General features: G+C 39.8%; 27 protein-coding genes and 1 pseudogene. 12 read left to right on the plus strand and 16 right to left on the minus strand.

Translation table 11 applies throughout. From position 1 onward, the window contains the following. Positions 1–150: 150 nt before the first annotated feature. From PNIG_RS02365 to PNIG_RS02385, 4 genes and pseudogenes are all read right to left on the minus strand, one after another. Positions 151–630, minus strand: coding sequence for a hypothetical protein (locus PNIG_RS02365; protein WP_008464267.1), 480 nt, complete (start codon positions 628–630; stop codon positions 151–153). A gap of 1142 nt (positions 631–1772) precedes the next feature. Then, positions 1773–1853 (minus strand): annotated as a pseudogene (locus PNIG_RS20365) (DUF4113 domain-containing protein); the annotation flags it as partial. A 75-nt stretch (positions 1854–1928) separates the two neighbouring features. Beyond that, the gene (locus tag PNIG_RS02380; RefSeq protein WP_008464268.1) at positions 1929–2636 is read right to left on the minus strand and encodes an RNA-guided endonuclease TnpB family protein; all 708 of its coding nucleotides are present in this window, start codon (positions 2634–2636) and stop codon (positions 1929–1931) included. Positions 2637–2645: 9 nt separating this feature from the next. Then, entirely contained in the window at positions 2646–3860 is a 1215-nt protein-coding gene (locus PNIG_RS02385; protein ID WP_024605726.1) for an RNA-guided endonuclease InsQ/TnpB family protein, read from the minus strand. A 24-nt stretch (positions 3861–3884) separates the two neighbouring features. On the opposite strand from PNIG_RS02385, the gene tnpA (PNIG_RS02390) reads away from it, so the two are divergent. Further along, positions 3885–4298 (plus strand): IS200/IS605 family transposase, encoded by a 414-nt coding sequence (gene tnpA / locus PNIG_RS02390; protein WP_036932744.1) that lies wholly within the window; start codon positions 3885–3887, stop codon positions 4296–4298. Here tnpA (PNIG_RS02390) and PNIG_RS02395 read toward each other — a convergent pair. Then, the gene (locus tag PNIG_RS02395; RefSeq protein ID WP_244181058.1) at positions 4295–4870 is read right to left on the minus strand and encodes an RNA-guided endonuclease InsQ/TnpB family protein; all 576 of its coding nucleotides are present in this window, start codon (positions 4868–4870) and stop codon (positions 4295–4297) included. The two genes, tnpA (PNIG_RS02390) and PNIG_RS02395, sit on opposite strands and share 4 nt — an antisense overlap. A 77-nt stretch (positions 4871–4947) precedes the next feature. On the opposite strand from PNIG_RS02395, the gene tnpA (PNIG_RS02400) reads away from it, so the two are divergent. Beyond that, entirely contained in the window at positions 4948–5355 is a 408-nt protein-coding gene (tnpA, locus tag PNIG_RS02400) for an IS200/IS605 family transposase (protein WP_370446749.1), read from the plus strand. Between the two features lie 51 nt (positions 5356–5406). Here the strand turns inward: tnpA (PNIG_RS02400) and PNIG_RS20290 are convergent, their stop codons facing one another. Further along, positions 5407–5793: a DinB/UmuC family translesion DNA polymerase gene (locus PNIG_RS20290; protein ID WP_174819157.1), complete on the minus strand. Its 387-nt coding sequence runs from the start codon at positions 5791–5793 to the stop codon at positions 5407–5409. On the opposite strand from PNIG_RS20290, the gene PNIG_RS02410 reads away from it, so the two are divergent. Then, positions 5778–6017: a type II toxin-antitoxin system ParD family antitoxin gene (locus PNIG_RS02410; protein WP_008113998.1), complete on the plus strand. Its 240-nt coding sequence runs from the start codon at positions 5778–5780 to the stop codon at positions 6015–6017. The genes PNIG_RS20290 and PNIG_RS02410 overlap by 16 nt on opposite strands. A 1-nt stretch (position 6018) precedes the next feature. Next, positions 6019–6309, plus strand: a complete 291-nt coding sequence (locus PNIG_RS02415) for a type II toxin-antitoxin system RelE/ParE family toxin (protein ID WP_008114000.1) — start codon at positions 6019–6021, stop codon at positions 6307–6309. A 254-nt stretch (positions 6310–6563) separates the two neighbouring features. On the opposite strand, the gene tnpB is transcribed toward PNIG_RS02415, so the two are convergent. The 5 genes from tnpB to PNIG_RS02440 all read right to left on the minus strand — a co-directional run bounded on the left by tnpB (position 6564) and on the right by PNIG_RS02440 (position 13231). Then, a complete protein-coding gene (tnpB, locus tag PNIG_RS19875) occupies positions 6564–6746 on the minus strand; it encodes an IS66 family insertion sequence element accessory protein TnpB (protein WP_256620754.1) in 183 nt (60 codons plus the stop codon). After that, positions 6743–7048, minus strand: coding sequence for an IS66 family insertion sequence element accessory protein TnpA (gene tnpA, locus PNIG_RS02425; protein WP_089367727.1), 306 nt, complete (start codon positions 7046–7048; stop codon positions 6743–6745). Before tnpA (PNIG_RS02425) ends, tnpB begins: the two co-directional genes overlap by 4 nt. A 308-nt stretch (positions 7049–7356) precedes the next feature. After that, a complete protein-coding gene (locus tag PNIG_RS02430; RefSeq protein ID WP_089367728.1) occupies positions 7357–8295 on the minus strand; it encodes a hypothetical protein in 939 nt (312 codons plus the stop codon). A 1833-nt stretch (positions 8296–10128) separates the two neighbouring features. Beyond that, positions 10129–11496 (minus strand): MFS transporter, encoded by a 1368-nt coding sequence (locus PNIG_RS02435; RefSeq protein WP_089367729.1) that lies wholly within the window; start codon positions 11494–11496, stop codon positions 10129–10131. A gap of 367 nt (positions 11497–11863) precedes the next feature. Beyond that, complete coding sequence (locus tag PNIG_RS02440) at positions 11864–13231, minus strand: MBL fold metallo-hydrolase RNA specificity domain-containing protein (RefSeq protein ID WP_370446737.1); 1368 nt, start codon at positions 13229–13231, stop codon at positions 11864–11866. A gap of 361 nt (positions 13232–13592) precedes the next feature. Between PNIG_RS02440 and PNIG_RS02445 the strand changes: the two genes are divergently transcribed. Continuing rightward, entirely contained in the window at positions 13593–14759 is a 1167-nt protein-coding gene (locus tag PNIG_RS02445) for a nucleotide sugar dehydrogenase (RefSeq protein WP_011327154.1), read from the plus strand. Positions 14760–14992: 233 nt separating this feature from the next. Here PNIG_RS02445 and PNIG_RS02450 read toward each other — a convergent pair whose 3' ends face one another. Next, positions 14993–15919: a manganese-dependent inorganic pyrophosphatase gene (locus PNIG_RS02450; protein ID WP_011327155.1), complete on the minus strand. Its 927-nt coding sequence runs from the start codon at positions 15917–15919 to the stop codon at positions 14993–14995. Positions 15920–16038: 119 nt separating this feature from the next. Between PNIG_RS02450 and PNIG_RS02455 the strand changes: the two genes are divergently transcribed. Together PNIG_RS02455 and mutM are read left to right on the plus strand one after the other, a co-directional pair. Next, positions 16039–16545, plus strand: a complete 507-nt coding sequence (locus tag PNIG_RS02455; RefSeq protein ID WP_089367731.1) for a hypothetical protein — start codon at positions 16039–16041, stop codon at positions 16543–16545. 26 nt (positions 16546–16571) lie between these two features. After that, positions 16572–17381 carry a bifunctional DNA-formamidopyrimidine glycosylase/DNA-(apurinic or apyrimidinic site) lyase gene (gene mutM / locus PNIG_RS02460; RefSeq protein ID WP_089367732.1) on the plus strand — a complete coding sequence of 270 codons (810 nt, stop codon included), beginning with the start codon at positions 16572–16574 and terminating at the stop codon, positions 17379–17381. A 127-nt stretch (positions 17382–17508) separates the two neighbouring features. Here mutM and PNIG_RS02465 read toward each other — a convergent pair whose 3' ends face one another. Genes PNIG_RS02465 through PNIG_RS02480 form a run of 4 tightly spaced genes read right to left on the minus strand, consistent with a single transcriptional unit; the run spans position 17509 to position 20989 of the window. Further along, positions 17509–18009, minus strand: a complete 501-nt coding sequence (locus PNIG_RS02465) for a DUF3299 domain-containing protein (protein WP_011327159.1) — start codon at positions 18007–18009, stop codon at positions 17509–17511. An 11-nt stretch (positions 18010–18020) separates the two neighbouring features. Next, on the minus strand, positions 18021–19268 hold the full coding sequence (locus tag PNIG_RS02470) for an ABC transporter permease (RefSeq protein ID WP_089367733.1): 1248 nt from the start codon (positions 19266–19268) through the stop codon (positions 18021–18023). After that, positions 19265–19951 (minus strand): ABC transporter ATP-binding protein, encoded by a 687-nt coding sequence (locus tag PNIG_RS02475; RefSeq protein ID WP_089367734.1) that lies wholly within the window; start codon positions 19949–19951, stop codon positions 19265–19267. The genes PNIG_RS02470 and PNIG_RS02475 overlap by 4 nt, the downstream gene beginning before the upstream one ends. Before the next feature lie 6 nt (positions 19952–19957). Further along, on the minus strand, positions 19958–20989 hold the full coding sequence (locus PNIG_RS02480) for a CDP-glycerol glycerophosphotransferase family protein (protein ID WP_089367735.1): 1032 nt from the start codon (positions 20987–20989) through the stop codon (positions 19958–19960). 217 nt (positions 20990–21206) lie between these two features. On the opposite strand from PNIG_RS02480, the gene PNIG_RS02485 reads away from it, so the two are divergent. The 5 genes from PNIG_RS02485 (at position 21207) to PNIG_RS02505 (ending at position 26404) form a co-directional block, all read left to right on the plus strand. Further along, the gene (locus PNIG_RS02485) at positions 21207–22310 is read left to right on the plus strand and encodes a phosphoribosylaminoimidazolesuccinocarboxamide synthase (RefSeq protein ID WP_089367736.1); all 1104 of its coding nucleotides are present in this window, start codon (positions 21207–21209) and stop codon (positions 22308–22310) included. 121 nt (positions 22311–22431) lie between these two features. Further along, positions 22432–23109, plus strand: a complete 678-nt coding sequence (locus PNIG_RS02490; RefSeq protein WP_089367737.1) for a methylamine utilization protein — start codon at positions 22432–22434, stop codon at positions 23107–23109. Continuing rightward, entirely contained in the window at positions 23102–25417 is a 2316-nt protein-coding gene (locus PNIG_RS02495) for an EAL domain-containing protein (RefSeq protein WP_089367738.1), read from the plus strand. Before PNIG_RS02490 ends, PNIG_RS02495 begins: the two co-directional genes overlap by 8 nt. Beyond that, the gene (locus PNIG_RS02500) at positions 25404–26237 is read left to right on the plus strand and encodes a DUF3034 family protein (RefSeq protein ID WP_089367739.1); all 834 of its coding nucleotides are present in this window, start codon (positions 25404–25406) and stop codon (positions 26235–26237) included. The genes PNIG_RS02495 and PNIG_RS02500 overlap by 14 nt, the downstream gene beginning before the upstream one ends. Next, the gene (locus PNIG_RS02505) at positions 26237–26404 is read left to right on the plus strand and encodes a hypothetical protein (protein WP_244181059.1); all 168 of its coding nucleotides are present in this window, start codon (positions 26237–26239) and stop codon (positions 26402–26404) included. Before PNIG_RS02500 ends, PNIG_RS02505 begins: the two co-directional genes overlap by 1 nt. Positions 26405–26426: the final 22 nt, after the last annotated feature.

A 26426-nucleotide genomic window follows, 5' to 3' on the forward strand; every position in this document is an offset into this window, starting at 1 on the left:
TATACACGTCTCATCTGGTTGTTCGTTATTGGAATCGGTTAACTTTAAAGCTAAAAAGTAGGCCCTCCTCAGCACACTAGTGATGTTTAAAAACATGAATAAATCGCATGGTATTTATTCAAAAAATTCTGCTAATGAATTTAGTTTTTATCAGGTTCGTTTAACTCCTCTAATACTTGACCGAGATACTTGAGCTAAATGACTAAGCTGTTTTTGATTGGGTACAGCTAAATTAAGAGACTTAGCCTTGTTATGCCGGCCGTGTAATTTCTGCGGTAAAGATCTGAATTCGGGTGTAAGTAGTGCTGGCTTTATTAACGCAAGGGTGGATATTATTGGCTCAGCTTCATCATAAATAATGAGTGATGCAATTAACTTAAATGCTGCATTATGACTGAGAAGAATTTTGATCAGAGGTATAATAGCTAATGCTATATACTCCCCTTCTTCTTTACTCTTTAAGACAGGTATAGGGCTAGAGTCAAGCAAACACTGAAGCTGTTCAATTGAAAAAAACTGAATGTCGGGTAGTTTTTTCTGCGTAAACCTATCGTCTGATACCACAGTAGTCAGCGTTGGGTGTTGTCGCAATTTAAGCGCGCTTAACGATAGTTTTTTAATCTTTGGCACAACATGGGTTCCTTATATAATTTAATGTCACGATTACTGGTGTGTTCATTTTGTTACTAATTAATATCGCGCTGAAATTGACTAAAATTAGAGAAGTGAATTTCAAAGGATTTAAATCTAATAACGTTTGTATTACCTCAATGGGTAACTCACCAATGCAGTGGTTTACTTTTAAATTTACGACATCATTTTTAGTCAGCTCCATTAATTGTGGGTGAACTTGTAATTTCGCATTGGTTAACTGAATCTTTTTTTTCTTATATTTCATTGGTTTACTCTATTTAATTAACGTATTCATGTTTAATTTATGGTAACCCTTTACCATTTTTGTTTTGACGATTATGTCCGGCTATGTAGGCCTACTTATTCAGGGCGAATAAACCATTCGCGTTTTGTAAAAAAACTCTTAAGAGGTAAGCGCCAAAAACATTTATCTTGTCCATAATAAAGAATAAAAAAATTTTTGTGTGTGACAGAGGTACCTATTTTTGATGCTCTACCAATTTTTTTTTAAAAAGTGAAAACTTTTGCGTTTCATAAAAACCTCCTGCATTTTTTATAAATTAATTTATTCATTTATTTATTTATGTTTAATTATGGTAACGCGCTTTTTTTGCTACAGCGGCGATTAACTCCTGCTTTGTAGGTATACTTATTTGGCGAACTAAACTTAAACATCCTCACGTATTAAAATGACTCAATAGCTAAAATGTGAATAAAATAAATAGTAAAGGAATTTTTTAATGTGTCTCAGATTAGAGACCCCTTTTTTAGCACCTGAAAAAGATCAGGCGATAAAAATATTTTTAATAAAAAACAATGTTCGTTTAAAAGTCATCAATGATGCATATTTTCAATGGCTTAGGGGTTGTTCGTTTTTTGCTTTATTAAAATAAATGTCTCTTTGAATTTTTAAAATTTTTGTGAGTTTTTTGATTGTTTTATGTTGACGATGGGGTTTTTAAGATTAAATCAGGGTTTTGTATACTTTTGTGTACGGTTTTTTTTGGAGGGTGTTAGCGGATTTGTATTTTCTGCTCGCTGCTTTATTTAAAATTTGTTGCGTATTTTTGTTAACTTTAACGCTGTTATTGCGCTAAATATTTTTTACCAACAATGCCAATGATTAAACATCCAGATATTTAATCACTGCATTTAATAATAGGAATATCAGACCAACGTGTTGTGTAATGCGGCGACAAAAAAGCACGCTTCATATTCCAGGTTTGAGTGACTACTCACCGCCTTATCAGGCGATGCTTCTTATTTCGTTAGCCGTTGCTCGGTAGTATCGAGACTTACGCAGCTTCCATAAGCAGAGACGACTGTCCAGCCGCCTTTAATTCCAGAATACCTTTATCACGGATATTGAGGGCGGCATTTAAGTCGCGATCTATACCTGTAGTGCCGCAAGATGGACAATCCCACTTGCGAACTGATAAGGGGATTTCATCCATTTTATGACCGCAACAATGACAAGTTTTAGAGCTTGCATACCACTGGTCGAGCTTCACTAGGTGCTTACCTTGCTCTTTCAGTTTGTACTCCAACTTAACGACAAAGCCATGCCATGAGGCATCCGCTATGTGTTTCGCCAGTTTGCGGTTTTTCATCATATTGGCTGATTTCAATGTCTCAACTATCACCGCTTGGTTTTCGTCAACGAGAGTTCGAGAGAGTTTGTGTTGAAAGTCAGCGCGAGCATTCGCTACTTTTTCATGGCATTTGGCAACCAGCAAACGTGCTTTTGCCCTGTTTGCGCTGCCTTTTGCTTTTCTGGATAACTGACGCTGTTTGCGTCTGAGGTTTTTCTCAGCACGTTTTACAAATCTTGGGTTGGCGGTTTTTCTGCCATTAGATTGAATAGCAAAATGAGATAAACCTAGATCGATACCTGTAACCTTACTTATCGTGTGAAGCAGTACTGGCGCTTCAACTCCATCATCAACAAGGAGCGAGGCATGAACAACTCCCACTAAACGCTGCGCGTTTTGAAGGAGTTTCAAAAAGAAAGCCTAAGCTACCTTTTTAGGCTGGTTCCCAGCCTGAATACCTAACGCCCAGTTTAAGTTAACTTGCGCACTGGCTACATCGCGGGGCTTCTCACAACCACATTCGCATGAGTGCCAGCGGTCTGCTAAGGATTTCTTCTTCTTAGCTCCGCAGTCTGGGCAGGTTTGACTTGGCTTAACTTGCTTTGTTGGTACTTCAACAAATTCGCTACTAGCTTCTTCCGCTTTGTATCGCAGCAAATTAAGAGTCATGGCTGGCGCGGTGTTCAGAATTTCCCGATTCAGACCAGCCTTTTGTTTCACCATTTTTCCGTTTTTCTCGACAGTACCTTTGGCACTACGAGTCATGTTCTTAACGGTGAGTTTTTCGGTGGCGATCAATGCCGCCACTTCAACTAATTTTGCAGTTTCTTTATGAGTAAAATCGAGTCTTTGACGGGCGATTTTCTGGTGGAGTTTGGCAATTTGATGCTTTAATTTTCGCTGGGTGCGAGTGCCTTTTTTCGCTAACGCGAGGTCACGTTGTAAAGAGGTTAATCGCTCTTTGCTGTTTCTGAGGTAACGGGGGTTTTCGACTTGCTCAAAATTACCATCCTGATCGATAGTCGAAAAGTAATGAGAAACACCCCAATCCAAGCCAACAGCTTTAGTGCCACAGTTTCTCTCAATGGTGTCATACTCCATTGAAACTGAAATGAACCACTCACCATTCTTTCGGATGATTTCGGCAGTTTTCGGCTTGCCTCCTGTGTTTCTAGCTTTACCTCGGATCTTAACGATACCAACATCAGCCAAATAAACAGCACCATGCTTTTTTTCTTTCAGGTTGAGCTTCCAACCATCACCATGAGCCTTGTAGCCCCAACCTTTAAAGCGTTGAAATGGTTTAAAACGTGGGAATCCAGCTTTCTTATCACCTTTTTTGAGCCGTCTAAAAAAACCGTCAAAAGCCAGTGCAACACGTTTTAATGTGACTTGCTCACTCTGAGCATTAGCATTGAAAATGCCATGCGCTTTACGATTATTACGCCACAGAGTGTTGATTTTGCACTGTTCGTGAAAGTTAAGACTGTAATTAGAATCACGATATGTTTCGATGCGATCACGTAAAGCCCAGTTGTACAACTGGTGATGGTGGACAAACAAATCCATCAGCGATTCTTCTTGAGAAACTGATGATTTCATTTTATATGTAACTTTACGGATTGCTTTTTTCATAACAACTAATTATATTTAGTTATTATGAAAAAACAAGCCCTAAATACGCTGTATCACAGCGTTTATAATATTCACTACCATTTAGTCCTTGTAACTAAATATCGTCATCGCTGTATCACGCCAGAGGTTGCCGCGTACTTAGAATCTCAGTACAAAAGGTTGTTAAAATCTTGGGATTGTGAGCTTTTGGAGTGCAATGGTGAGCCAGATCACCTTCACCTTTTAATTTCTGCTAATCCCAAGATGCAACCAAGTAAAATGGTGAACAGTTTAAAAACTGCTACATCAAGACTTGTGCGAAAGGAGTTTTCCGAACACTTGGGTGAGTTTTACTGGAAGCCAGTTTTTTACAGCAGAAGTTATTGTCTGGTTAGTTGCGGAGGTGCACCACTTGAAATCGTGAAGCAATATTTAGCTCAGCAGGAAGGATTTGATTAAAGCCACCACTTCGTGGTGGTGCGCCTTTCACCACCACCTAAATTAACTCGCTTTGGCTCATTAGATTTAGATGGAGCACTTGGCGCTATTGGGTAGAACTTACCCGTTTTGCTTAGGCTTACCGTGATGCTTTTAACTGAGCCAATAATTTCACGATGGATATTCGCTTTAACAGGCTTCATCTTTGGGAGCTTGATTGCGCCATCAAGCACCTTAACACCTACGCAGTGATAACTAGATTGTTTGCCCTGCCTACGTTTGAATTGCGGGTATTTGGCTTTTAACTTCGGATTGAAAAAGTTATCAAAGGCCTGATGAAGGTTAATCACCGATTGCTGCAAAGCGATGGAGTCGTATTGCTTCAACCAGTGGTATTTTCGTGATTTCTTGGCAACTGCAAGTAGTGGCTTTATATCCTTTTTAGGATTCAGAGTGACACCATACTTGCGGTACATGTGAGATTTTAAATGAAGAGCTTTGTTATACGCAAAACGCACAGCGCCAAACTGAGCAATTAAAAACTCAGCCTGTTCTTGCGTTGGGTAAATACGTACCTTTGTTGCTTTTAACATTTCAGTGCTCATCTGTATAATATCTATATATTATTAAGTTAAACTGGATTTGTAAAGTGAGTGCACACAATAAAGAGCTGTTGAGTAATTACCTGAGAAAGCGCCACAGCGTAAGCAAGTTGGTAGTGCATTTAGTTTTCACAACGAAGTACAGGCGTAAGTTACTTACTGGCGTAATGATCGAACAGTTAAGGGATGCACTTGAGTCAGCTTGCGGAAAATTAGAATGTGAACTTATTGAGATGGACGGAGAACAAGATCACATACATCTACTTGTGGCGTACCCGCCAAAACTTTCAATTAGCGTAATGGTGAATAATCTTAAAGCCGTTTCATCACGGATGCTGAGATTACAAAATACGCATTTAACAAGACAAAGTAAGAGTGCTGCTTTGTGGTCTAGGTCTTACTTTGCTTGCAGTGCGGGTGGAGCAACGATTGAAACGCTTCGAGCTTATGTTGATAGCCAATCCACACCAGATTAAAGTTCTTCGAACTTTACGCCTTATATCCCCGCCCTCGGATCGGGCGAGGGTTTACGGCGAAACTGCTAAGCATTTCATCATTTGAGGGTTGTCGGAATTAACACTGAACATATCAGCTTGTTGATACAGCTCACTTTCTAATTCTATTGCACCAATACCACAGCGATAAAACCGCGTATTAGCCTTAAAAATATCATTAATTACATCAGAGACTGCATTGGCCAATACACTTGTATCTGATGTAGGGGTAGGGAACTCATAAAGTAACGACTTTTTATAGTATAGGTCTTCGTGGGGTGAACTTGCAGCAAATATTACAATACGCTTTGTTAGCGATTCAAGGGGGTGTTTTTTGTCTTTCTTAATTGACTTGATATGTTTTTGATACCAGAATATATTAAATATTGGTATTGGAGGTTGGCATGGCGAAAAATACAAGTGTTACATTAGGTGAGCATTTTGACTCATTTATTAGTCAGCAATTAGAGACTGGTAGGTATGGATCTGCAAGTGAAGTTCTAAGAGCTGGATTAAGAGCCTTAGAAGATCAAGAATTGAAAATGAACAATCTAAGGAATATGTTGGTTGAGGGAGAAAACAGCGGAATAGCTGACTATTCATATGACACACTATTAAGTGATTTAGATAAAGAAAATCATTGATATGAAATTTCATATATCTAAAAAAGCTAAATCAGATTTAATAAAAATCGCTCGTTACACGCAACTTAACTGGGGCAGGCAGCAGAGAAATGACTATTTAAAATTACTTGATAGCGTTTTTCATCAAATTGCAGAAGAACCAGAGCTAGGTTATATTTGTGATTACATTAGAGAAGGCTATAGAAAGCGACCGCAAGGGAGTCATGTCATCTATTACAAAGAATTCGGCAAGAAAGAAGTTGTAATTATTCGAGTTCTTCATAAAAGCATGGATATACACCGGGCTCTCTGAAAACGTAACTGGCCAACAATACTGTCCCAGATAGACTCAAGTGGATCTATACGCGTTCGCCATTGGCGTTTATTAGACAATGGCTGCTCATCCAGTTTATCAATGCGCCTTGCTGAACGTTCTGAAATACCTGCTTTCGCAGCCGGATAACTTGGCTATTACGCTTTCTATGTTTCATATAAATAGCGACCTACTGATCAGTGATTCGTGTTCCCGGCACAGTGAACTCCTCCGTTCTGCTGTACCGAACCTTATCAGATCAACCGGCCAAGATAATTGTCGCTAGACCGGCCACCGTAATTGTCGCTAATAAACCACGCTTGGCTTAAAGGATCGAGAGATAGGGTATCGCTGACAATAATACTTAACCCATTGATTGATTTTCGCATGTCGGTGAATCCCGTGACCAAGTAAACTTGGTGTGTGCAAGGTGTCACAGTACGCTCAATAATTTGGCTAGTGTTTGGTTAGCTAATGTCGACTCGAAGTCTATTTGATAGCCGTTTGGTGTGATGAGTTTAATGATTGAAGGGTGTGTAAAGGCTTGCTCATGAATAACAAACGGGATCACCTGTTGCTTTTTAACCCTTATCGTTTCGTCAGAAAGGCGTTTACGCCAAACATAGAAAGTCGATGCGTTAATGTTGTTATCACGACAAAATTGAATGATGGCTAAACCACTCGATTTTTGCTGCTCAAAAATGCCTTGCCAGTGTTTTATTTTTTGCTGTTTATTCATAATTACCTCAGGTTAATATGCTGAGTAAATTATGCATAGGTAGCATTAATATTGGTATGTGGGTTTAATTGCGCGCTTACGTATAAACCGCAAGGGCAAATGACCTTATAGTGCATGATTATATTTCTACTTGTTTACAGCACCTTATTGAGCAGCATGATAATCTTGAATCGCTGTTACCTTGGAACATTAAACAAGCCAGGTGCCGTAAGCTATACGCTTACAAATAATTCTTTAGTTGGCCATATGGCTATCTTTAGATTCAGTTAGAAGTCCCCCAGTCTTTGAATCGATAGGGGGGAACACGCTTAAATAATAGGCTTGCTTTTCACATTTGAATCAAAATACAGCTTTACACCATTAACGTATGAAAAAGAGGTAGGTAAAGAAACACGTGATTTTTTACCTGTGTTTATATCACTCATTTGCAGTGAACTAGGAAATACCGTTGCAATCGGTAGCTTTGGTGCTGCTAATAGCATTGTATATATCCCCATGTTTGGAACGCTAGCTTCATGTACCACGATATAATGGCCATTCAAGACACCTGCAACAGAAGATGTAAAGCCAACAGCGCAACCCGTTTCTAAAGAGCTAGCTTCGTCTGTGATATTTACAATGTTTTTCTTCCAGAAATCAGATTTAACACCTATAAGGTTGTTTTCTGTATGCATATAACTGTAAGCTTTAACGCATTCATCGCCTGAGTAAACAATATAGTTATCAGATGGGATACGTTTATTTTTTTGGAAAAACGCACCATGAAAATCAGCGCCATCTATTTCAGCCATCGCTTCTTTAAAATAACCACCAAGTCTTTGCTGGACAATGTACGCGGCATCAACGGGTTTCGTTATATCTAATTGCTCAACAGGCACAAAATCTACAATGTAAGGCCGCCAATCACGTCGGTCGTTGGTGTTAGACGCAAGAACACCGTTACCTACAGCATCAAGAACGCCACCGAAAAGAAACCCAGTTGCAGCAGATAAGCCAACGCTACTTTTTCCTACGGTATTCGCTTGCGGGTTAGCTGAGTCGTTTACACCACGGCCTACACCTGAGTTATACCCTAATCTGGCAAGATTAAACGGCACACTATCATCGTTGTCCCACTTATATACATCTGTACTGTTGATAGTTAACGGTATTGGATCATTAGGCGCTAATACATCGTAGCGGTGGGTTGATTTACAACCACTTAAAACGGCAAGCGATATGACTGTGGTAAGTAATGCTGTTCTCATTTTGTTAATTCCCTTTTTGTTTTTATATATAGTAACAATAATTAATCTTAAGGCTACATATTGTGTGGATTATTGTTCTAAAAAGGACCAATCAACGAGAGGTCAGTTATGTATGACTCCTGATATTTTTGCATGTGCAACACTAACAATTGATGCAGATATGCTTTCTTTTGTCCAAAAAGGAGACAATTGTTGAGTTTAAATAGTCATCTATGCAGATTATAGGCATTTTTACACGAGTAAGGTGGGTGCTTTTACGCATAAAAACAGGTGCTGTACGCTATAAACCACTTTTATTTCACTAGGCCGTTTAAAATAGGTCATCTATGTATAAATATTGAGTTTTGACCTTGATGATACGGATGCTTTTCGCAGGCACACTGCCTCTTTACCTGTTAAATTAATACTTTACGCTAATGTCATTAGGTCATAGCAAGCGGTCATCCATGCAGATAATTGGTATTTTTACATGAGTAATACAGGCGTTTTCACGCATAAACGCTCGCGCTTTACGTAAATATGTATTCTTGGTCCTAAAGAAAGGCGGTTAGTGAGTTGTAATGGTCATATGTGTAAGATTCTAGTATTTATACATGAGTAAAGCAGTCATTTTCACGCATAAACACTCGCGCTTACGCATAAAACCGGTGATTTTACGCTCTAAACCACTCTCATTTCATTAGGTCTTTATAAGTGGTACATCATGTACACATATTGATTATTTACATGAGTAACATTGGCGCTTTTGCGCAAAAGCACCACGCTATACCTATCGACTTCACCCCATTTAGGCGCTGTATAGCGCGTCTAGCATTGAGTATTCACTTTTACATTCACTATTTCACCAGTTACGGATGAAGCTACGATAAAATCGCAGGCTTGAGCGCGCCAAGCCGACTCACTGGTTGTCATTTTAACGCGTAAAATCAGCCTTAAATGAGGTGAGAAATTGCCTGACTATATAATTAAAAAGTGAATTTTTACACTTTTTTATCTCAGACTTTTAGTGTGTTAGCGTGTCGTAAATGGCCAGATTGAGACACGGTGAATCCCTTTTTTATGGGCATTATTTAATATGTTGGCATATTAAAAAGTGAATTTTTACACTTTTTCATCTCAGACTTTTGATGTGCTAGCGTGTCGTAAATGGCCATATTGAGACACTTTTCACTCGCATTTTGCCCGATTAAAACTGTCTCAAATGTTAAAAATCAGACGTTTTTGTGTCTCATTTAAAAAGCTAAATCGCGCGCAAAGCCTTGCTGTATAAGGGCTGTCGGGGAGGGGGTGTTTTCTTCTAATAGCGGGAACTATTGGATGAGGTTTTTATTTAAATTTCAATGGTTTATATGGTTTGGTCGTGTTTTATTACTGTTTAAAGCAAGATAGTTTTAATTTAAGTAATTGATTTTAAATAGTTTAAAATTGATTCAAGACCAGTTCGCGTCCTTGTTTAAAACGTATCCACACAGAGCGCTAAAATCGACACCTGATAGGCACTTATAAAGTTGATAATATCACGGGGTTTTATTGTTGCGACGCTTAGTTTGTTTTTTATTTATATTTCAATTGCTTACCTAGTTTGAGCCGTGTTTGATGATTATTTAAAGCAAGGTGATTTATAATCAAGCTTCTGATTTTATGTAACTTAATTATAAAAAAGGGCCAATTCTGTCCCCTGTTTGAAATGTGACTAATAAAGAGTGCTAAAACAGACGCACGAATAAATAAACCTAAAAGCACACTATTTAACGGTATTTGCGGCATTCTCGTTCTATAACGTGAAGCGTAATTTAGTATTTATACATACTTTAAATTATTTTTAAACACAATTTAAGCTCGACCACGCAGTGCAGAAATACAGCTTGCTAGAATTACAAATCCTAAAGACATTTTAAACGCCAATGAAATGGTACTCATTAATGCGGGGCTATTTTGCGCTGAAAAAGTACTGTCTCCAAGGTAATACTGCACAATTAAGTTGATTAAGCTCATACCAAATAAATTACCAATCGTGCGTGACAAATTCATTGAAGAAGATGCGACACCTAGCTCGCTTTTATCTACTGCGCCCATAATGGCATTGTTATTTGGGGTCGAAAATAAGCCAAAGCCAATGCCCAATAATAGCAGTGAGCCGCTAATATAAGTTGTGCTTGAGTTCACCGTTAGTAGAGAAAGTAGAAAAAAGCCAATCATAACAATGATACAGCCTAATGTGGCAAGTAAGCGTGGTTGTATTTTATCGGCAAATTTACCTGCCAGTGGCGCCATGATAGCCATTGAAACCGCTTGGAGTAACACTATTTTCCCAGCATGTGCGGGGCTTAATCCTTTAATGTATTGCAAATACAAACTTAACAAAAAGGCCAGTGAAAAGTTACTGGCATACATTAAAAATGACGTAGACAGTGAGAGGCTAAATACACGGCTTTCTAAAAACATTTGTACCCTAATGAGTGGCCGCCGGCTGCGACTTTGATGAACAATAAATAACATCAAAAAGGTGATTGAAAGTAATGTTAAAAGCCAGCCTGACATACGTGGTAAATCACTTAACCCTAATACTAAGCACAGTGCGAAAAGCGAGAAGATAACGGTGCCCCACCAGTCAAACGGTGATTTTTTATCGTTTTTCCACTCACCCTGTAAAAACAATTTAATGGTAATGAGCAGCATAAGTACCAGTGGGATCTGCGAGTAAAACACGGCGCGCCATCCCCACATTTCAGTAAGCCAACCACCCATTGCCGGGGCAGCACTGAGCCCTATATACACACATGCCGCAGAGGTGCCCAGTGCCATCCCTCGTTTATTATCAGGTGTGACAGAGGTTATGATGGCAACGCCGATACCAAAAATCATGGCGCCTGCGGCTCCTTGTATAAAGCGCCAAAAAAGCACCCACTCAATCGATGTTGCCAGCGCACACATAAGCGAGGCCAGCGCATTTAAGGCTAAACCAGAAGCATATACGCGTTTGCGGCCATAGTTGTCTGCTATTTTTCCGCACGGTAGCATAAACATGACGCTACTGAGTAAATACAAGGTGGGCATCCACGCGATCATTTTCGCGCTCGCATTTAAATCTTCAGCGAGATTTGGGATCGCTATGTTAACGCCTGCCATGCCAAGTGGCCCTATGATAGAGCCGCTACAAACGATAATAAGTGCAATGGTAGTCGAGGGAAGTTTAAACAAGAAGAGTCCTTTTATTTACTAGTCTTAAAAATGATACGTGTAGATATTTGCTTGTAAAGGCTTTGATGTCGTTGAGAGCGAAGCAATGACTTTAGGTCAGTATAATTGCGTGATTCCCCCAAACAGGTGATTATTTACCAGGTTGGCATACTTGCATCTGGCTCAGAGTATCATTCCAGAGAAAGCGACAGCGCTTATATGTGCTACGCATTATGACTAAAAAAGGGAGGAAGATCTTTATGATTTGAAAATTAAAATGTTCAATATTAAATGCTGTTTAATAAAAGTTTTCATTGTGGATAATTGAACGAAATGGCAGCTTTACACACTGTGTACTAAGACTTCATTTACCTATGGTTAATTTTTATTATTTAGCGATTTCCACGAATGTTTTTTCTCCTAAAATTTCGCGATATTTATTTGCGAGCGCATTTTTCGCATCATCATCGCCATGCACTATTTTTATATGGTTGGGCTTTTTACGCATGCCGGTTACAAATTTTATTAACCCATTTTGATCTGCGTGGGCGCTGTAGCCGCTTATAGTGTGTACTTTGGCGTTTATGATAATGCGAGTGTCGTTTACAAATACATAGCCGTTACGAGGGCCATAGGTTTGTATATCATGCCCTAATGTGCCGCGTCCTTGATAGCCTACAAACAGTATGTCGGTGGTTTTGTCACTTAAAAAACGCGCTAGGTAATTTACAATGCGCCCGCCGGTGCACATGCCGCTGGCGGCTAAAATAATGGCGGGGGTTTGGCGAGTGGCTAAGTAGTTAATAATGGCCACATGCTCTTTATGAGTGTCGATTGTGGTTAGGTTTTTAAAGTCGAGCGGGTGGCGGCCTTTGGCAACTTTGCGTTTGGCTTCAGCGTCCCATAAATGTTTAAAATTTCTGTACTGCTCAGTAAAATTTGCCGCCATGGGGGAGTCTAGTATTACGTGTATGCTGTGCCATGGTGAGTTTTTAGGTGCGCTGTGAATTAACTGCTCTAGTTCGTAAAGTAGCTCTTGAGTTCGACCTATACTAAACGCGGGCACGAGTACTACGCCGTTATCGGCAACCGCACCTTCGATTACTTTTTTTAATGTTTGAGTACGCTCTTTACGCCCTTGATGGTTTTTATCGCCATAGGTCGATTCAATGACTAGAGTGTCGGCTTTATACGGCGGCTTAGGTGTGGGTAATAGGGGAGTATAGGGCGCGCCTAGATCGCCAGAAAACACCACGCGATGCGTACTTTTACCTTGTGTGTTGTTAGGAGTGGTTTTAGTGCTTTTGTTCTCAAGAATGTCAATTTCAACATAGGCTGAACCTAAAATGTGCCCGGCTCGCTGAAACCGTGCTTTGGCTGTTTGGGTATTTTCAGCATTATTAACGCTTGGATTGATAGGTAAGTTAAACCAGGTTTTAAAATCAACCGCAACAATACGCTTGGCTAACAAGCTTAAACAGGCAGCAATTATTTTAGGATCGCGTGTTACCCCTACTTTTAATGCATCCTCTATCACCAGTGGTAATAAACTGGCCGACGCTTTAGTGGTGTAAATAGGCCCTTTAAATCCCGCAGCCAATAAATACGGTATGCGCCCCACATGATCAATATGGCAATGAGTAACAATTAATGCCGTAACATTAGTTATATCAAACCCAATAGCTAAATCAGTTTTTGAATCCTCCCCCTGAAATAGTCCACAATCAATGAGTATTGATGTGCTGTTATTTATCACTAGTTCATGGCACGAACCGGTAACGCCATTAACAGCCCCATGATGCAGTATTTTCATTGTTCGTCCATTTTCATTGTTCGTCCTTGTATGCTTAAAAAGGGCGGTGATCTACTTTTAGCCGTAACTTTCAATTAAAGATGAAAGCAGCTTTTAAGTGTTTTAACGTATTGTTTGTAACAGCTTAGTTTTAATTAGTTTAAATGCAAGGGTAGGTAATGGGTTGCGATTAGTTTTCAGTTAGAAATAAAAATAAGGGCAGAGTGTGTTGCTAGTGTGTTTTTTGCACTTTTCAATTTGCCTATAATTTAGCCTTAACTATACTTTTAGCTGATATAGAATATTTTAAATATTAGGGATGAATATGAAGGTAACAGTTGTAGGTACTGGTTATGTTGGTTTGTCGAACGCCATGTTACTAGCCCAGCATAACGAGGTTATAGCACTTGATATAGATGAGCAAAAAATAGCCCTTTTAAATAATAAGCAATCGCCGATAGTCGATTTTCATATAAGTGAATATTTACAACGAGATGATATAAGTTTTACTGCAACAACTAATAAAAGCATGGCGTACTGTAACGCTGACTTTATTATTATAGCGACCCCTACCGATTACGATACCCACACTCATAATTTTAATACCAGCTCTGTTGAGGCCGTGATAAACGACGCTTTGGCTTATAATCCTCACGCGGTAATAATTGTTAAATCGACAGTGCCAGTGCGTTTTACGCAGCGGATGAAAGCGCAGCTGGGCGTAGACAATATTATATTTTCTCCTGAATTTTTACGTGAAGGTAAGGCGCTTTACGATAACCTACACCCATCACGCATTGTGGTTGGTGAGCAAAGTGAGCGTGCTGCTGTATTTGCTAATTTACTTAAGCAAGGGGCGATTAAACAAGATATAGCAGTGTTGTTTACTGAGTCGACCGAAGCTGAAGCCATTAAATTATTTTCAAATACCTATCTTGCAATGCGGGTCGCATATTTTAACGAACTTGATACGTATGCCGAAGCGCATGGATTAAATAGTAAACAAATTATACAAGGGGTTGGACTTGACCCTCGCATTGGTAATCATTATAACAATCCATCGTTTGGCTATGGTGGCTATTGTTTGCCAAAAGATACCAAGCAGTTATTAGCAAATTATAAAGACATACCCAACAATATGATTTGCGCTATTGTTGATGCCAATACCACACGTAAAAATTTTATAGCGGATTCAATTATTAAACGAAATCCTAAAGTCGTTGGAATTTACAGGCTCGTTATGAAAACGGGATCTGATAACTTTAGAGCGTCTGCTATTCAAGGGATCATGAAGCGAATTGCAGCCAGTAATGTGCAAATGGTGGTGTATGAGCCAGAGCTTAAAGAAGATGTTTTTTATAACTCTCGCGTTATTAGAAACTTAAATGAATTTAAACAAATATCTGATGTAGTTGTTTCTAACCGTATGGTTGAAGAGTTGAGTGATATTACAGATAAAGTATACACACGCGATTTATTTGGTAGTGATTGAAAGTAAATAGCAGATAGCAGGTAGCAAGTGGTCAGGCAGAAATAAGAGTTGAAAGAGCCAGCTAAAGGTTCAAGGGCAGTGGTCAGGTTTTAGTCATAAATAAAGAGCAGAGTAGTGTTTGATAGTGTGACTTTATAGCATTTGATTACTACGATTTTAAATAAAAACACCGCGTTTAAATAAACGCGGTGTTTTTTTGAAGTCTGATTGCTGACCTCTAGTATCTGCTTACATTATACTTTTTGAAAAGCATCTTGTAGTGGTGGTACTACTTGCTTTTTACGGCTCAGTACGCCGTCTAGCCATACTTTTCCGTCTGCTGGTTTTTCACCATAAGCTTGCTCTACTAGGTTTGCGTCGTCTGATGCAATTAGCATTTCTGAGCCTTCTTTCATGATGTCGGTAAGCAGTAAAAATACTGAGTGGCGGTTACCTTCAGTTTTAAGCTTGGCGATATCGGTCGCTAAATCAGCTTTAATATCGTCAAATACTGCAAGGTCGATCACTTCTAGCTGGCCTATACCTACTAGGTTGCCGTTCATGTTAAAGTCTTTAAAGTCGCGCATAACCAGGTCGCGTATAGGCGTGTCGGCAACTGCCGATTTAACGCGAAACATCTCCATGCCGAGCTCTTTAGGATCGTCAATACCGGCTATTTCTGCTAGCGCTTCAACACATTTAATATCGGCAGTAGTGCACGTTGGCGATTTAAAAATAACGGTGTCGCTTAAAATAGCGCACATCATAATACCGGCGATGTTTTTAGGGATTTCTACATTGTAAAAATCGTACATCATTTTAATTATGGTGTTTGAACAACCTACAGGGCGGATCCAACACTCTAGTGGTGCTGATGAGGTTAGGTCACCAAGCTTATGGTGATCTACTACGCCGACTATGCGAGCTTGGTCTATATCATCTGGTGCTTGGGTTTTTTCTGTGTGGTCAACAATATACACATCTTCGCCGGCGTAGCTAAGCTTTAGCTCTGGCGCTTCGAAGCCAAATTTATCAAGAATAAATTGAGTTTCTGGTGAAATTTCACCAAGACGCGTTGGAATGGCTGGTTCATTAATTTGGTTTTTTAAATAAGCGAGTGCAATTGCGCCGCATATTGAATCTGAATCTGGGATTTTATGGCCCACTACATACATTGACATTGATGAAACTCCTAAAAATTTGCGCGTATTCTAACAAAGTATAGTGGATTTAACATATAGACAGTGTAATTAAGTTTTGGTTACACTTTAAACTATTGAACTAATTAGGAACATCGAGCATGCAATTAAGCCGTAAAGGTTGGAACAACGTTATTATTTTTTCGATGTTGATTATGATCTTCTTTTTAAATGGTTGGCATAAAAATATTGGTGGTAATAATATCGAGCCGGTACTGCAACCAGTGTTACCAATACAAAGTTTTGTATTAACGTTGAGTTTTGTTGATCAAAAAATTGAACGTATAGGCACAAGCTGGCGTACAACCGCATTACAAATCGATGTGCCGCTTACTTGGCAAGGCACGGAGCAGCAGCTAGGTGAACTGGTTAACGTGTGGCAAAGTGCTCAGCTTATGTCGGTTCATGAGTCAGTTGTTTTTAATCCTAATGCGCCACTTTCGGTAGCTACCTTTGAACTGGCGGGCGAACCTTTACCTTGGGTGTATTTGCTTTACAAGGGCGATGGGCAGTATTATCTACTCGAAAAAAATAGCCAGCGTGTATTTGCGCTTGATTTAGCTGTAGTTAAACAGTTGTTTCCTAGTTCAACCCCGAGCGAACAATAATCTTTATAATAAAGTGAGTGTATTAAATGCCTGAATTACCAGAGGTAGAAGTAAGCCGCATGGGCATAACCCCGCATGTTTTAAATCAAGTTGTTACTAAGGTAAATATTCATAATGGCAGCATGCGTTGGCCAGTGCCAGACGATGTATATCAGCTAACGGGTTTAACCGTAACGGGCGTTGAGCGCCGCGCAAAATATTTGTTATTACACTGTGAGTTAGGCTCTACTATTTTGCATTTAGGTATGTCGGGAAATTTACGCGTAGTAAGTGCTAACGAGCCACTTAAAAAACACGATCATATAGAATTTATTTTTGCTAACGGTAAAGCGCTGCGCTTAAACGATCCGCGCCGCTTTGGTTGTTGCCTATGGCAAGCGCCGGGCTCAGTTCATAAGTTATTGGCAAAGCTTGGGCCTGAGCCGCTTACGGACGAATTTTTTGCGAAACAGGTATATCAGCAATCACGCAATAAAAAAGTGCCGGTAAAACAATTTATAATGAATAACGCTATTGTCGTAGGGGTCGGTAATATTTACGCTAACGAATCATTATTTAAAGCGGGAATAGATCCTCGCCGCGAAGCCGGTAAAGTATCACTGAAAAGTTTTGAAGCGTTTATCCCTATAATTAAAGACACGCTAGCCGCAGCAATAACCCAAGGAGGCACCACCTTAAAAGATTTTGCCCAAAGCGATGGGAAACCGGGTTACTTTGCTCAGCAACTTTTAGTGTACGGTCGCAAAGGGCAACCTTGCTTGGTGTGTAAAAGCGAATTACAAGAAGTTAGGTTAGGGCAAAGAAGTACTGTGTTTTGTGGGAAGTGTCAGAAGTGAAGGGCAGCGAATAGTACTAAAGATTCTCATCTACCCTCTTTGTGCAAAATGCTTTTAAGTGATTAATTCACAAAGAGGGTGAGATCGTGATGTGGAGGGGGAACCTTACCCGCTGAAACCTCCGGTTTTAAAGCTCAAACGGGGCTACGCCTACGGCTTTCATTGTGTAGCCTACTTGGGCTATTTCGCCTGACCATGTTTGGGTGCTAATTACACCAGTCACTACTATGGCGTCGTATAGGCTGTCGATGGGGACACCGCCTTTAATGGTTACATGTACTATTTGATTTGGCGGCGGCGGCGGTACGTGTATACAGGCGCCAAAATAAGGAACCAGTAAAAATTCGGTAATTACTTCACTGTCGCCTTCAAGTGGTACTACAAAGCCCGGTAGGCTTACCGATTTACCATCAAGTGCTTTTACTACAGGTGCGTTTAGATCTGGTTGAACCCAGTTTTGCTCACTGCCTTCGTGGTTAGCTTGCGCTTGGGTGTTTATTTGCATATGACCTTGTGGAATTAGGTCTTCCCAAAAAATTTCTTTGGGTGGATTTGCACTACTAACAAAGCTGGTTAGTATTAAGCTTACCAAGGCGATGTATTGAAAAGTTGTTTTTAAAAACGTCATGATTGTCCTAGTTATATTTTTATACTCATGCCATCGCTGAGTGAGTAAAAGTAAGCGCGAGTTGCGGGAATTAAACCAATAATAAATCCTGCAATCATAATAACGCCTATAAGTGTGAGTTCATAGTAAGAGAGCATAGCAATGTTAATGCTAATACCAGCGTGACTTTGTAAGTAACCTGCGCCAAAAAACATCAGCGCATAAAATAATACACACCCAACTATGCAGCCGAGTAAAGTGGTAAGCAGCGACTCTATGCTAATGAGAGTAAATAATTGCCATGGCCGAGCGCCTACTGAGCGTAATATGGCAAGCTCTCTACGGCGCTGATTAAGATTAGCTAGGAGCGTGGTTAACATGCCAAGCAAGCTAATAATGACTACCACAACAGAAAATAACAGCAGTATTTTTTCAACAATGGCGAGCATTTCCCATAACTCTTTTAGTGTAACTGTAGGCATAATACCCAGCAGTGCTTCTTTTTTATATTGGTTTATATTGCGCCTAATTTGCAGCGTGTAAAGTGGTGAGTTAAAGCCCATTAAAAACGCAGTAATTTGTTTTGGGTGGCCAACTAAGTTGCTATGTTCCTCGTGCTCATGTTCGTCATGCTCAGCACTATGGCCACCATGGATTAAATCGATAGCAGCCAGCGGTATATGCAGCGTTTTATCTACAGGGGTGCCGGTGGCATTTAAAATACCGACCACTTTAAACGGGTTGTCATCATGATGATGAAAACTAGTGCTGCCCATACCATGAGATATAACAATGCTGTCGCCCAGTTTATAGTTTAATTTACTCGCTACCTCACTCCCCAGCACTACTTGGTTAATCGTGTTAAATGCGTGGCCTTGCTTAAAGCTCAGTGGCTGCTTTTTGCCAAACCGATAATAATTAAAGTAATCAAGGGTGGTACCTAATACTGCTTGGCCTTTGTGGCTGTCGCCAAGGCTTATTGGAATGCTCCACTTTACGCCGTGTTGCTCGGTTATGTATTCATAGCTTTGCCAACTCACACCGTTGTTAGTGTGGCCTATTCGAAATACGGACGAGAGCAGTAATTGAATATCGCCAGTGCGCGCACCGACAATTAAATCGGTGCCCGAAATGGTATTACTAAAACTACTTTTTGCGTCTATGCGTACCCGTTCAATGCTTAGCAGTAACATAACGCTAATAGCGATAGTAAGCAGGGTTAACAGCACGCTACTACGACGGTTTAATAGGCTTTTATAGGCGAGTTTAATTAAGATCATGATGCTGCCTGCAAATTAACTAAATCGATGCTGCGATTAAAAAGTGGTTGCAAACTTTCGTCGTGGCTAACAAAGACTAAAGTACTGTTGGCGTGCTTAGCTTGCTCAAACAGCAGTTTTATAAAGCTTTGACGGTTGTTGGTGTCGAGCGCCGATGTGGGCTCGTCGGCAATAATTAACTCTGGGCTGCCTATAAATGCGCGTGCTGCAGCAACACGCTGTTGTTGCCCAATACTTAAAGTGGCAACATTTTGATTATGAAAGTGCGGCTCTAACCCCAGTGCATTGAGTAATCTGGCTGCTTCACTCTCTATATTATCGGCTTGGCTGAGCACGTGTTGCTGACGCTTTTTCGAAAATTGGCACCCTAAACACACGTTTTCTAATGGGGTTAAATAAGGTAGTAAATTAAAGTTTTGGAAAATATAGCCAATATGATCCGCTCTAAATACATCGCGCTGTGCGTTGGTGAGCGCACTTAGGTTTTGGTTTAAAACACAAAGTTGGCCGCTAGTGGTAACATTAATGCCTGCCAGTAACGCCAGTAAGGTAGATTTACCACTGCCGCTTGGACCATGTAAAAAAACATGTTCCCCAGCATTAATCGTAAGCTGCTTAATAGCGAGAGTCGGGGTGACTGCGCTTTTTTGCCATTTGAAAGAGACATTCTCAAGGTTGATCATAACGGCTTACCAACTCCAATAGTTAAGTCTTTTGCGCATTTTAAATTGTCTAAGAAGATTAAGCGGTTTAGCTTTGAGCTTTTCATCACTATGCAACAGTTCATTGGTTGCGCAAAGTACTCGTTGGCTTGACTTACCATCTGTGTATGGGTGTAACTCTTGGCAAAAAGCTTCAATATTATCTACAAGTTCTTTTGGGTAAGTTAGTGCGTAGTCTATTGCGGCTTCAACGTTATTTTTATCCGTAATATCAAGTAAGTGTTTTTCAGGTGCTTTATTGCAAAACGTTACAACCGGTTTTCGTTGTACCAAAAACATCAGTAATATGGATGAAGTGTCGCACAGCATTACATCAGCAGATTGTAATAAAGGAATAACATTGTCTGTTTCAACAAAGGTTAGATTGTCATTACTTAACGCTTTGTATTTATCAACCCACTCTTGTGCCATTTTAGGATGAAACTGAACTAAGAGTCGCCATTTACCGCTTTCACTAAAGTGTTTTATTTGTTCATAAAGTTTAGGTGCAAGAGATAAGCGTTTTGAGAATGTAGAGCAGATCAATACTGTTGGGCGAGAGTCTTTACTTAAATAAGGATTACTTGCATGATCATTAAATAGAGGATCTAGTGTGGGCCAGCCAGTTTCTGAAACTTGGAAAAAGCCATGCTTTTTAGCAAGCTCTTGAAACCTTAAAGTCGTATTAGGTCCTTGTGTACAATATAAATCAAAACAACCTCTAATATTGAAATGGTCTTCTTTACCTTTTCTATTTAGTTTTCCAGAATTAAAACCATGAAATACAGCTACTTTTTTTCCTGGAATAAAGCTTGGAATAGTATTGCCTGGTATGAACACAGCATCTGGCTCCCAATCTTTTATACTTTTGACTGATTCAAGGCGATGTTCAGTTGGTTTTAAAAACTTAGGGTCTACTTCATCACCTTCTAAAAACCATTTAACTTCCCCTCCTTGAGCAAATATTTCTGCTTGCAAAGGTCTTAAAATAGCGTAGGAATAATTTTGAGAAATATACATTAAATATTTCTTATTCTTAGTGGCAGTTAAATAGTTCAAGCTAGCTCCTTAGGGCAAGTAATCATTCAAGTTTACCCCAATGTGCTAGCTAGATAAATATACTGAGATGATTTGTTTTTAGCCTAAGATTGAGCTTTGTGGTTGGCTAGATTATTATAGAGCGCCTAACCCCAATTCCATACTTTGCTCTTTGAGCATGCCAAACCCCGGAGATAGCATGACTAGCTATAAAGTTTTAGACGTAAACGATGACTTACCCATTCGTACCAAAGGTAAAGTACATAGTGGCAAAGTGCGTTCAGTTTATTGGTTAACCGATGCAGATAGCAAACGCTTAATAAATGAAAAAGGCTATAACGTTCCTGCCGATACTGAATTAGCCATTATGGTTATTTCAGACAGAATTTCTGCTTTTGATTGCATATGGCAAGGTGAAAATGGCCTAAATGGCGTTCCTGGTAAAGGGATTGCATTAAACTCAGTGGCTGCTCATTGGTTTAACATGTTTAATGAAGCCGGTTTGGCGGGTAATCACATTGTTGATATTCCGCATCCGTATGTTTGGATTGTACGCAAAGCCAGTACGGTAAAAGTAGAAGCCATTGCCCGCCAATATATTACAGGCAGCATGTGGCGCGACTACGCTAAAGGTGTACGAGACTTTTGTGGTATTAATTTACCAGAAGGTTTAACAGCTAATCAAAAGCTCGATAAAGTATTAATTACTCCCTCTACCAAAGGCATTATTACTGGTGTGGCAGATATTCCCCCAGTTGATGATGTAAATATAACGCGTAGCAATATTACTAATAACCTAAGCGTATTTAACTTTAGAACGGCAGATGATGTAGCCCAATACGAAAAGTTATTAGTGGAAGGTTTTGAGCTAATAAGTGGCGAGCTGGCTAAGCTTGGGCAAATATTTGTAGATACCAAATTTGAATTTGGCTATGTAGAAGATATAAATGGCGCAGAGCAGCTTATTTATATTGATGAAGTAGGCACGCCTGATTCATCACGTATTTGGGATGAGGCATCTTATAAAGATGGCAAGATTGTTGAAAACTCAAAGGAAGGTTTTCGTCAGCTGTTAATTAATAACGTGCCAGAGAGTGACGTACTACTTAATAAAGACCGCATGGATGAGCGTGAGCAGCTAGCTAAAGATTACATTTTACCTGAGTCAGTAATGCTTGAAGTGTCAAATACCTACGTAGGCATTGCCAGTAAAATAGTGGGCAAAGAGATTGTTATTCCTGCTGATCCGCGTCAAGAAGTAATTGCTATTTTAGATGCCGATTATGGATTAATTATAAAATAACACGACTAAAGTGCTAAAAAATGAATGCTAAAATGTTTATTTTTAGTGACTGAACTATATTTCTTGCAATTTTTGCTCGTCTCTAATTAACTGAACTTAAAATTAATATTTGAGTATGGTTATGTTTGAACGAGCATTGCAATTTTTTGCAAAAAAACGTTATTTATTCGCTTTAAGTGTGCTTTTTAGCCACGCTGCTATTAGCGCAAATATTGATTTAGTAATAAAAGATCAACACGGTATGGTATTACCCAATGCCGTTGTTGAAATAGGCCAAGCAAACACTGCTTTTAAGCCTACAAATCCAAGTGTTAAAAAGCTCCCCGTTGCGGTAATAGATCAGGTAAATAAGCAGTTTTTACCTGAGCTACTTATTGTGCAGCAAGGGCAATTAGTTAACTTTCCTAATAGCGATAATATTCGCCATAACGTGTATTCGTTTTCAAGCGCTAAATCTTTTCAATTAAAACTCTACTCAGGGCAACCCAAAGAGCCAATTATTTTTGACACTCAAGGTGTTGTGGTACTAGGCTGTAATATTCATGATTCTATGGTGGGTTATATCTATGTGGCTAAGAGTGAGCAAGTTTATAAAACCGATAAAAACGGAGTTGTAAGTTTGCCTGTTACTACGCAGCCTTTGCAAATAAGTATTTGGCATGCGTTGCAAACTGCGCCTTTAGAAAATAAAAAAATGATGAATATAGAGCCACAAGCTATTTTACCGATAACCATAAATACTTCCTCGCCAGCACCACGTAACACCTTTGGCAGTCAGTTTAAGGGCGGTAATGACTAACAATTTGCGAAACCGTATAACCATTTTATGTGTAGGCTTGGTGTTATTAACCACTGTGGTTAGTTTGCTGAGCTTTTGGTGGTCTACAAGTAAGTTTCAAGAAGAAAAAGTCAATCAAGACATAAGCGTGGCACAAAATGTTTATAAACAATATTTAAACTCGAAAGAAAACCTACTATTAACTGCCGCTAAAGTACTCACCTCCGATTTTGGCTTTAAACAAGCGGTTGCCACGCGTGACGCTGCTACTATAAGCAGTGTTTTATACAATCATAGCCAGCGTATAAATGCCGATTTAATGCTGCTGTTAGATTTGTCGGGGCTGTTAATATCAACCAATGATGATGAGGACAACTTTACCGATAATCTGCAGCCTTTAATGAGTGAGTTATTAACTACCGCGGAGCGCTCTAGTTTTGTGGTATTAAATGGCCAGCTGTATCAGGTTATTTTACTGCCAGTTAAAACCCCGCGCACCATAGCTTACAGTTTGGTGGGTTTTAAAATAACCAGTAATGTAGCTTCAGAACTTAAAAGCCTAACCGGTATGGAAGTAAGCTTTATAGCGAACGCAGATAGCTTAGTAAAAACCTCACTGGTAGCCCCTCCAGCAAATTTTCAACCAGTTAATTATTTTAATAGCAAAACGACGTCGCGCTTTTTTGGTGATTATTTAGTGTATAAAAATCGCGAAATTGAGCTATCTGCACTGCAAGCTCACCCGGTAATAATTTTACTCAGCGCCGATTTAACCCAAAGCTATCGCGATTTTGAACAGCTATTTATTACGCTGATTATACTTGCCATACTTACTTTAATTGTTGGGGTAGTAACCAGTAGTTTATTAGCAAATAATTTAACTACACCACTGTCGCAATTGGCCGTGGTGGCTAAGCAATTTGCAAAGGGTAATTATAATTTTGAATTTAAAGGCAGCAAACAAAGCAGTGAAATAGCTACCCTTATGGATGCTTTTCATAACATGGGTAGCGATATAAATGAACGTGAACAGCAAATTAGCTACCAAGCTCGCCATGATGCGCTAACCGGATTTTATAACCGCTCGGCTATGCTAGAAATGCTAGCTAAACAATTAAATAAAAGCACTGCACACACGTTAGTAGCTATCGATATTAAAGGCCTGCGACATATAAACGATAAGTTGGGGCCACGCATTGGTGATAAGTGCTTAAAAGCGGTGGCACATCGTATTCGTGAGTTTTCAGAGGAGTTGGGTGGGTTTCATGCGCGTATTGGTGGTGATGAATTTTTAACCGTATTTCCGGCGGGGGCAGTGAGCGAATTTAAACGCGGCATTATTGCTTTAATGGCGCAGCTCCAAGCGGGTTACACCATTCAAAACTTAAAAATAAATTTACGCTTTAGTGTGGGGGTGGTGCAATATCCGCTACACGGTGAACAAGCTGAGGATCTAATTCGTCGAGTACTTATAGCAGTAGAAAGCGCAACCAGCCATCATCAAAATATTCATTACTATCAACAAGGCGAAGACGAAGCGCATTTAGAGCGCTTAGTTATGCTTGATGAGCTTAAGCAAGCTATAAGCGATGATGACGGCCAGTTATTTATGACCTATCAGCCAAAACTAAATATGAAAATACAAAAGGTTGATAAGGTTGAGTCCTTAATTCGCTGGCAACGTAAAGATGGTAGTTGGGTGTCGCCTGAGGTGTTTATTGATTTAGCCGAACAGTCGGGATTAATTGTAGAGCTTACCGCCTGGGTGGTTAATACCGTTATTGCACAAGTTGCCGCTTGGCAGCAAAAAGGCATACATTTACAAGCGGCTATCAATGTATCGGCACAAGATATTGCGTTTGCGGGGTTTCATTCGTCATTAGTACGTACTTTAAAAAAGCATAAGGTTAACCCTGCGTTGATCACCATTGAGCTCACCGAGCGCGATATGATTGAAAATGAAGAAAAAGGCATAATTGCCCTCGAAAACTTAAAAGCTATTGGGGTAAAAATATCGCTTGATGATTATGGCGTAGGGCAAACATCGTTAGGGCGTTTAAAAATGCTGCCAATTGATGAGCTTAAATTAGATAAGTGCTTTATTTTAAAACTAGATGAATCGCAAAAAGATCAATTTATTGTGCAGTCGAGTATTACTTTAGGGCATCAATTAGGGTTTTCGGTAGTTGCCGAAGGAGTAGAAACTGTAGGTACTTTAGCGCTACTTAAGCAAATGAAGTGCGATCACGCCCAAGGTTATTATTTAAGTCGGCCATTAAAAGCTGAGCTATTAGAGCAGTGGTTAGAGGAATACGATGGCGTACATTAAGTGTTTTATGGCAGGGGTATTACTCACAGCCAGTTTTATTACTGCTGCGAGTAGCGGTAAATTATTAGCTACTCCTGGGGTGTCTCAAGTTGAGGGGGCTGGTGGCGGTGGCCTTGTTCCGTGGGCGCAACTTGCGGGGTATGCCAGTGAGGATGAGGTTTCGGTTAATGGCTTTTGTAGCCGTGCAGATGTAACCGACTATACGTTAGATGTATGTGGCGCACAGCTTAATTTGTTTAATCGCGTTGAGCTTAGCTATGCGCAGCAAGAGTTTGATGTACCCGCGCTGAGTACGCAAATAGAGCAGTCGATAACTGGTGCTAAAGTTCGTTTATATGGCGACATTGTTTACAGTAGTTGGCCACAAGTAAGTTTGGGTATACAGCATAAGTCGTTAGACGATGGCACGGTTGCAAAGCTAGTGGGTGCACAGAGCACCAGCGGCACTGACTTTTACTTAGCGGTAAGCAAATTACACTTAGGTGCTATTGAAGGATACAACTGGTTTTGGAACGTGACCACCCGTTACAGCAAAGCCAACCAACTAGGGTTACTGGGTTATGGCGGTAATAATACCAGCAATAAATTGTTATTTGAGGCAAGCACAGCGATATTTTTAAGCCGTGAAGTAGCGTTAGGTGTTGAGTATCGTCAAAAAACAAATAACCTAGGATTAGGCGAGCAAGATTGGAAAGATGTGTTTGTAGCTTGGATGCCAAATAAACATATGAGCGTAACCGCCGCCTACTTAGATTTAGGCAGTATAGCTGGAGCAAGCGATCAAATCGGTTGGTATTTATCGGTGACAGGATATTGGTAATGAGAGTTTTTATACTATTTTTATTGGCTACAAGTGTATTAGCTGGCTGTAGCAGCAAGCCTAAACAGAGTTTGTATCAGCAAATAAATGGTAATGCCGGCATAGAAAAACTAGGGCGTGTTGATCTTTGTGGTATGAAAAACAAACAGCATGAAGATAAGGTATAATTGAATTCGCCAGAAAACTTTA

This window comes from Pseudoalteromonas nigrifaciens, from assembly GCF_002221505.1.
Classification (GTDB): Bacteria; Pseudomonadota; Gammaproteobacteria; order Enterobacterales; family Alteromonadaceae; genus Pseudoalteromonas; species Pseudoalteromonas nigrifaciens.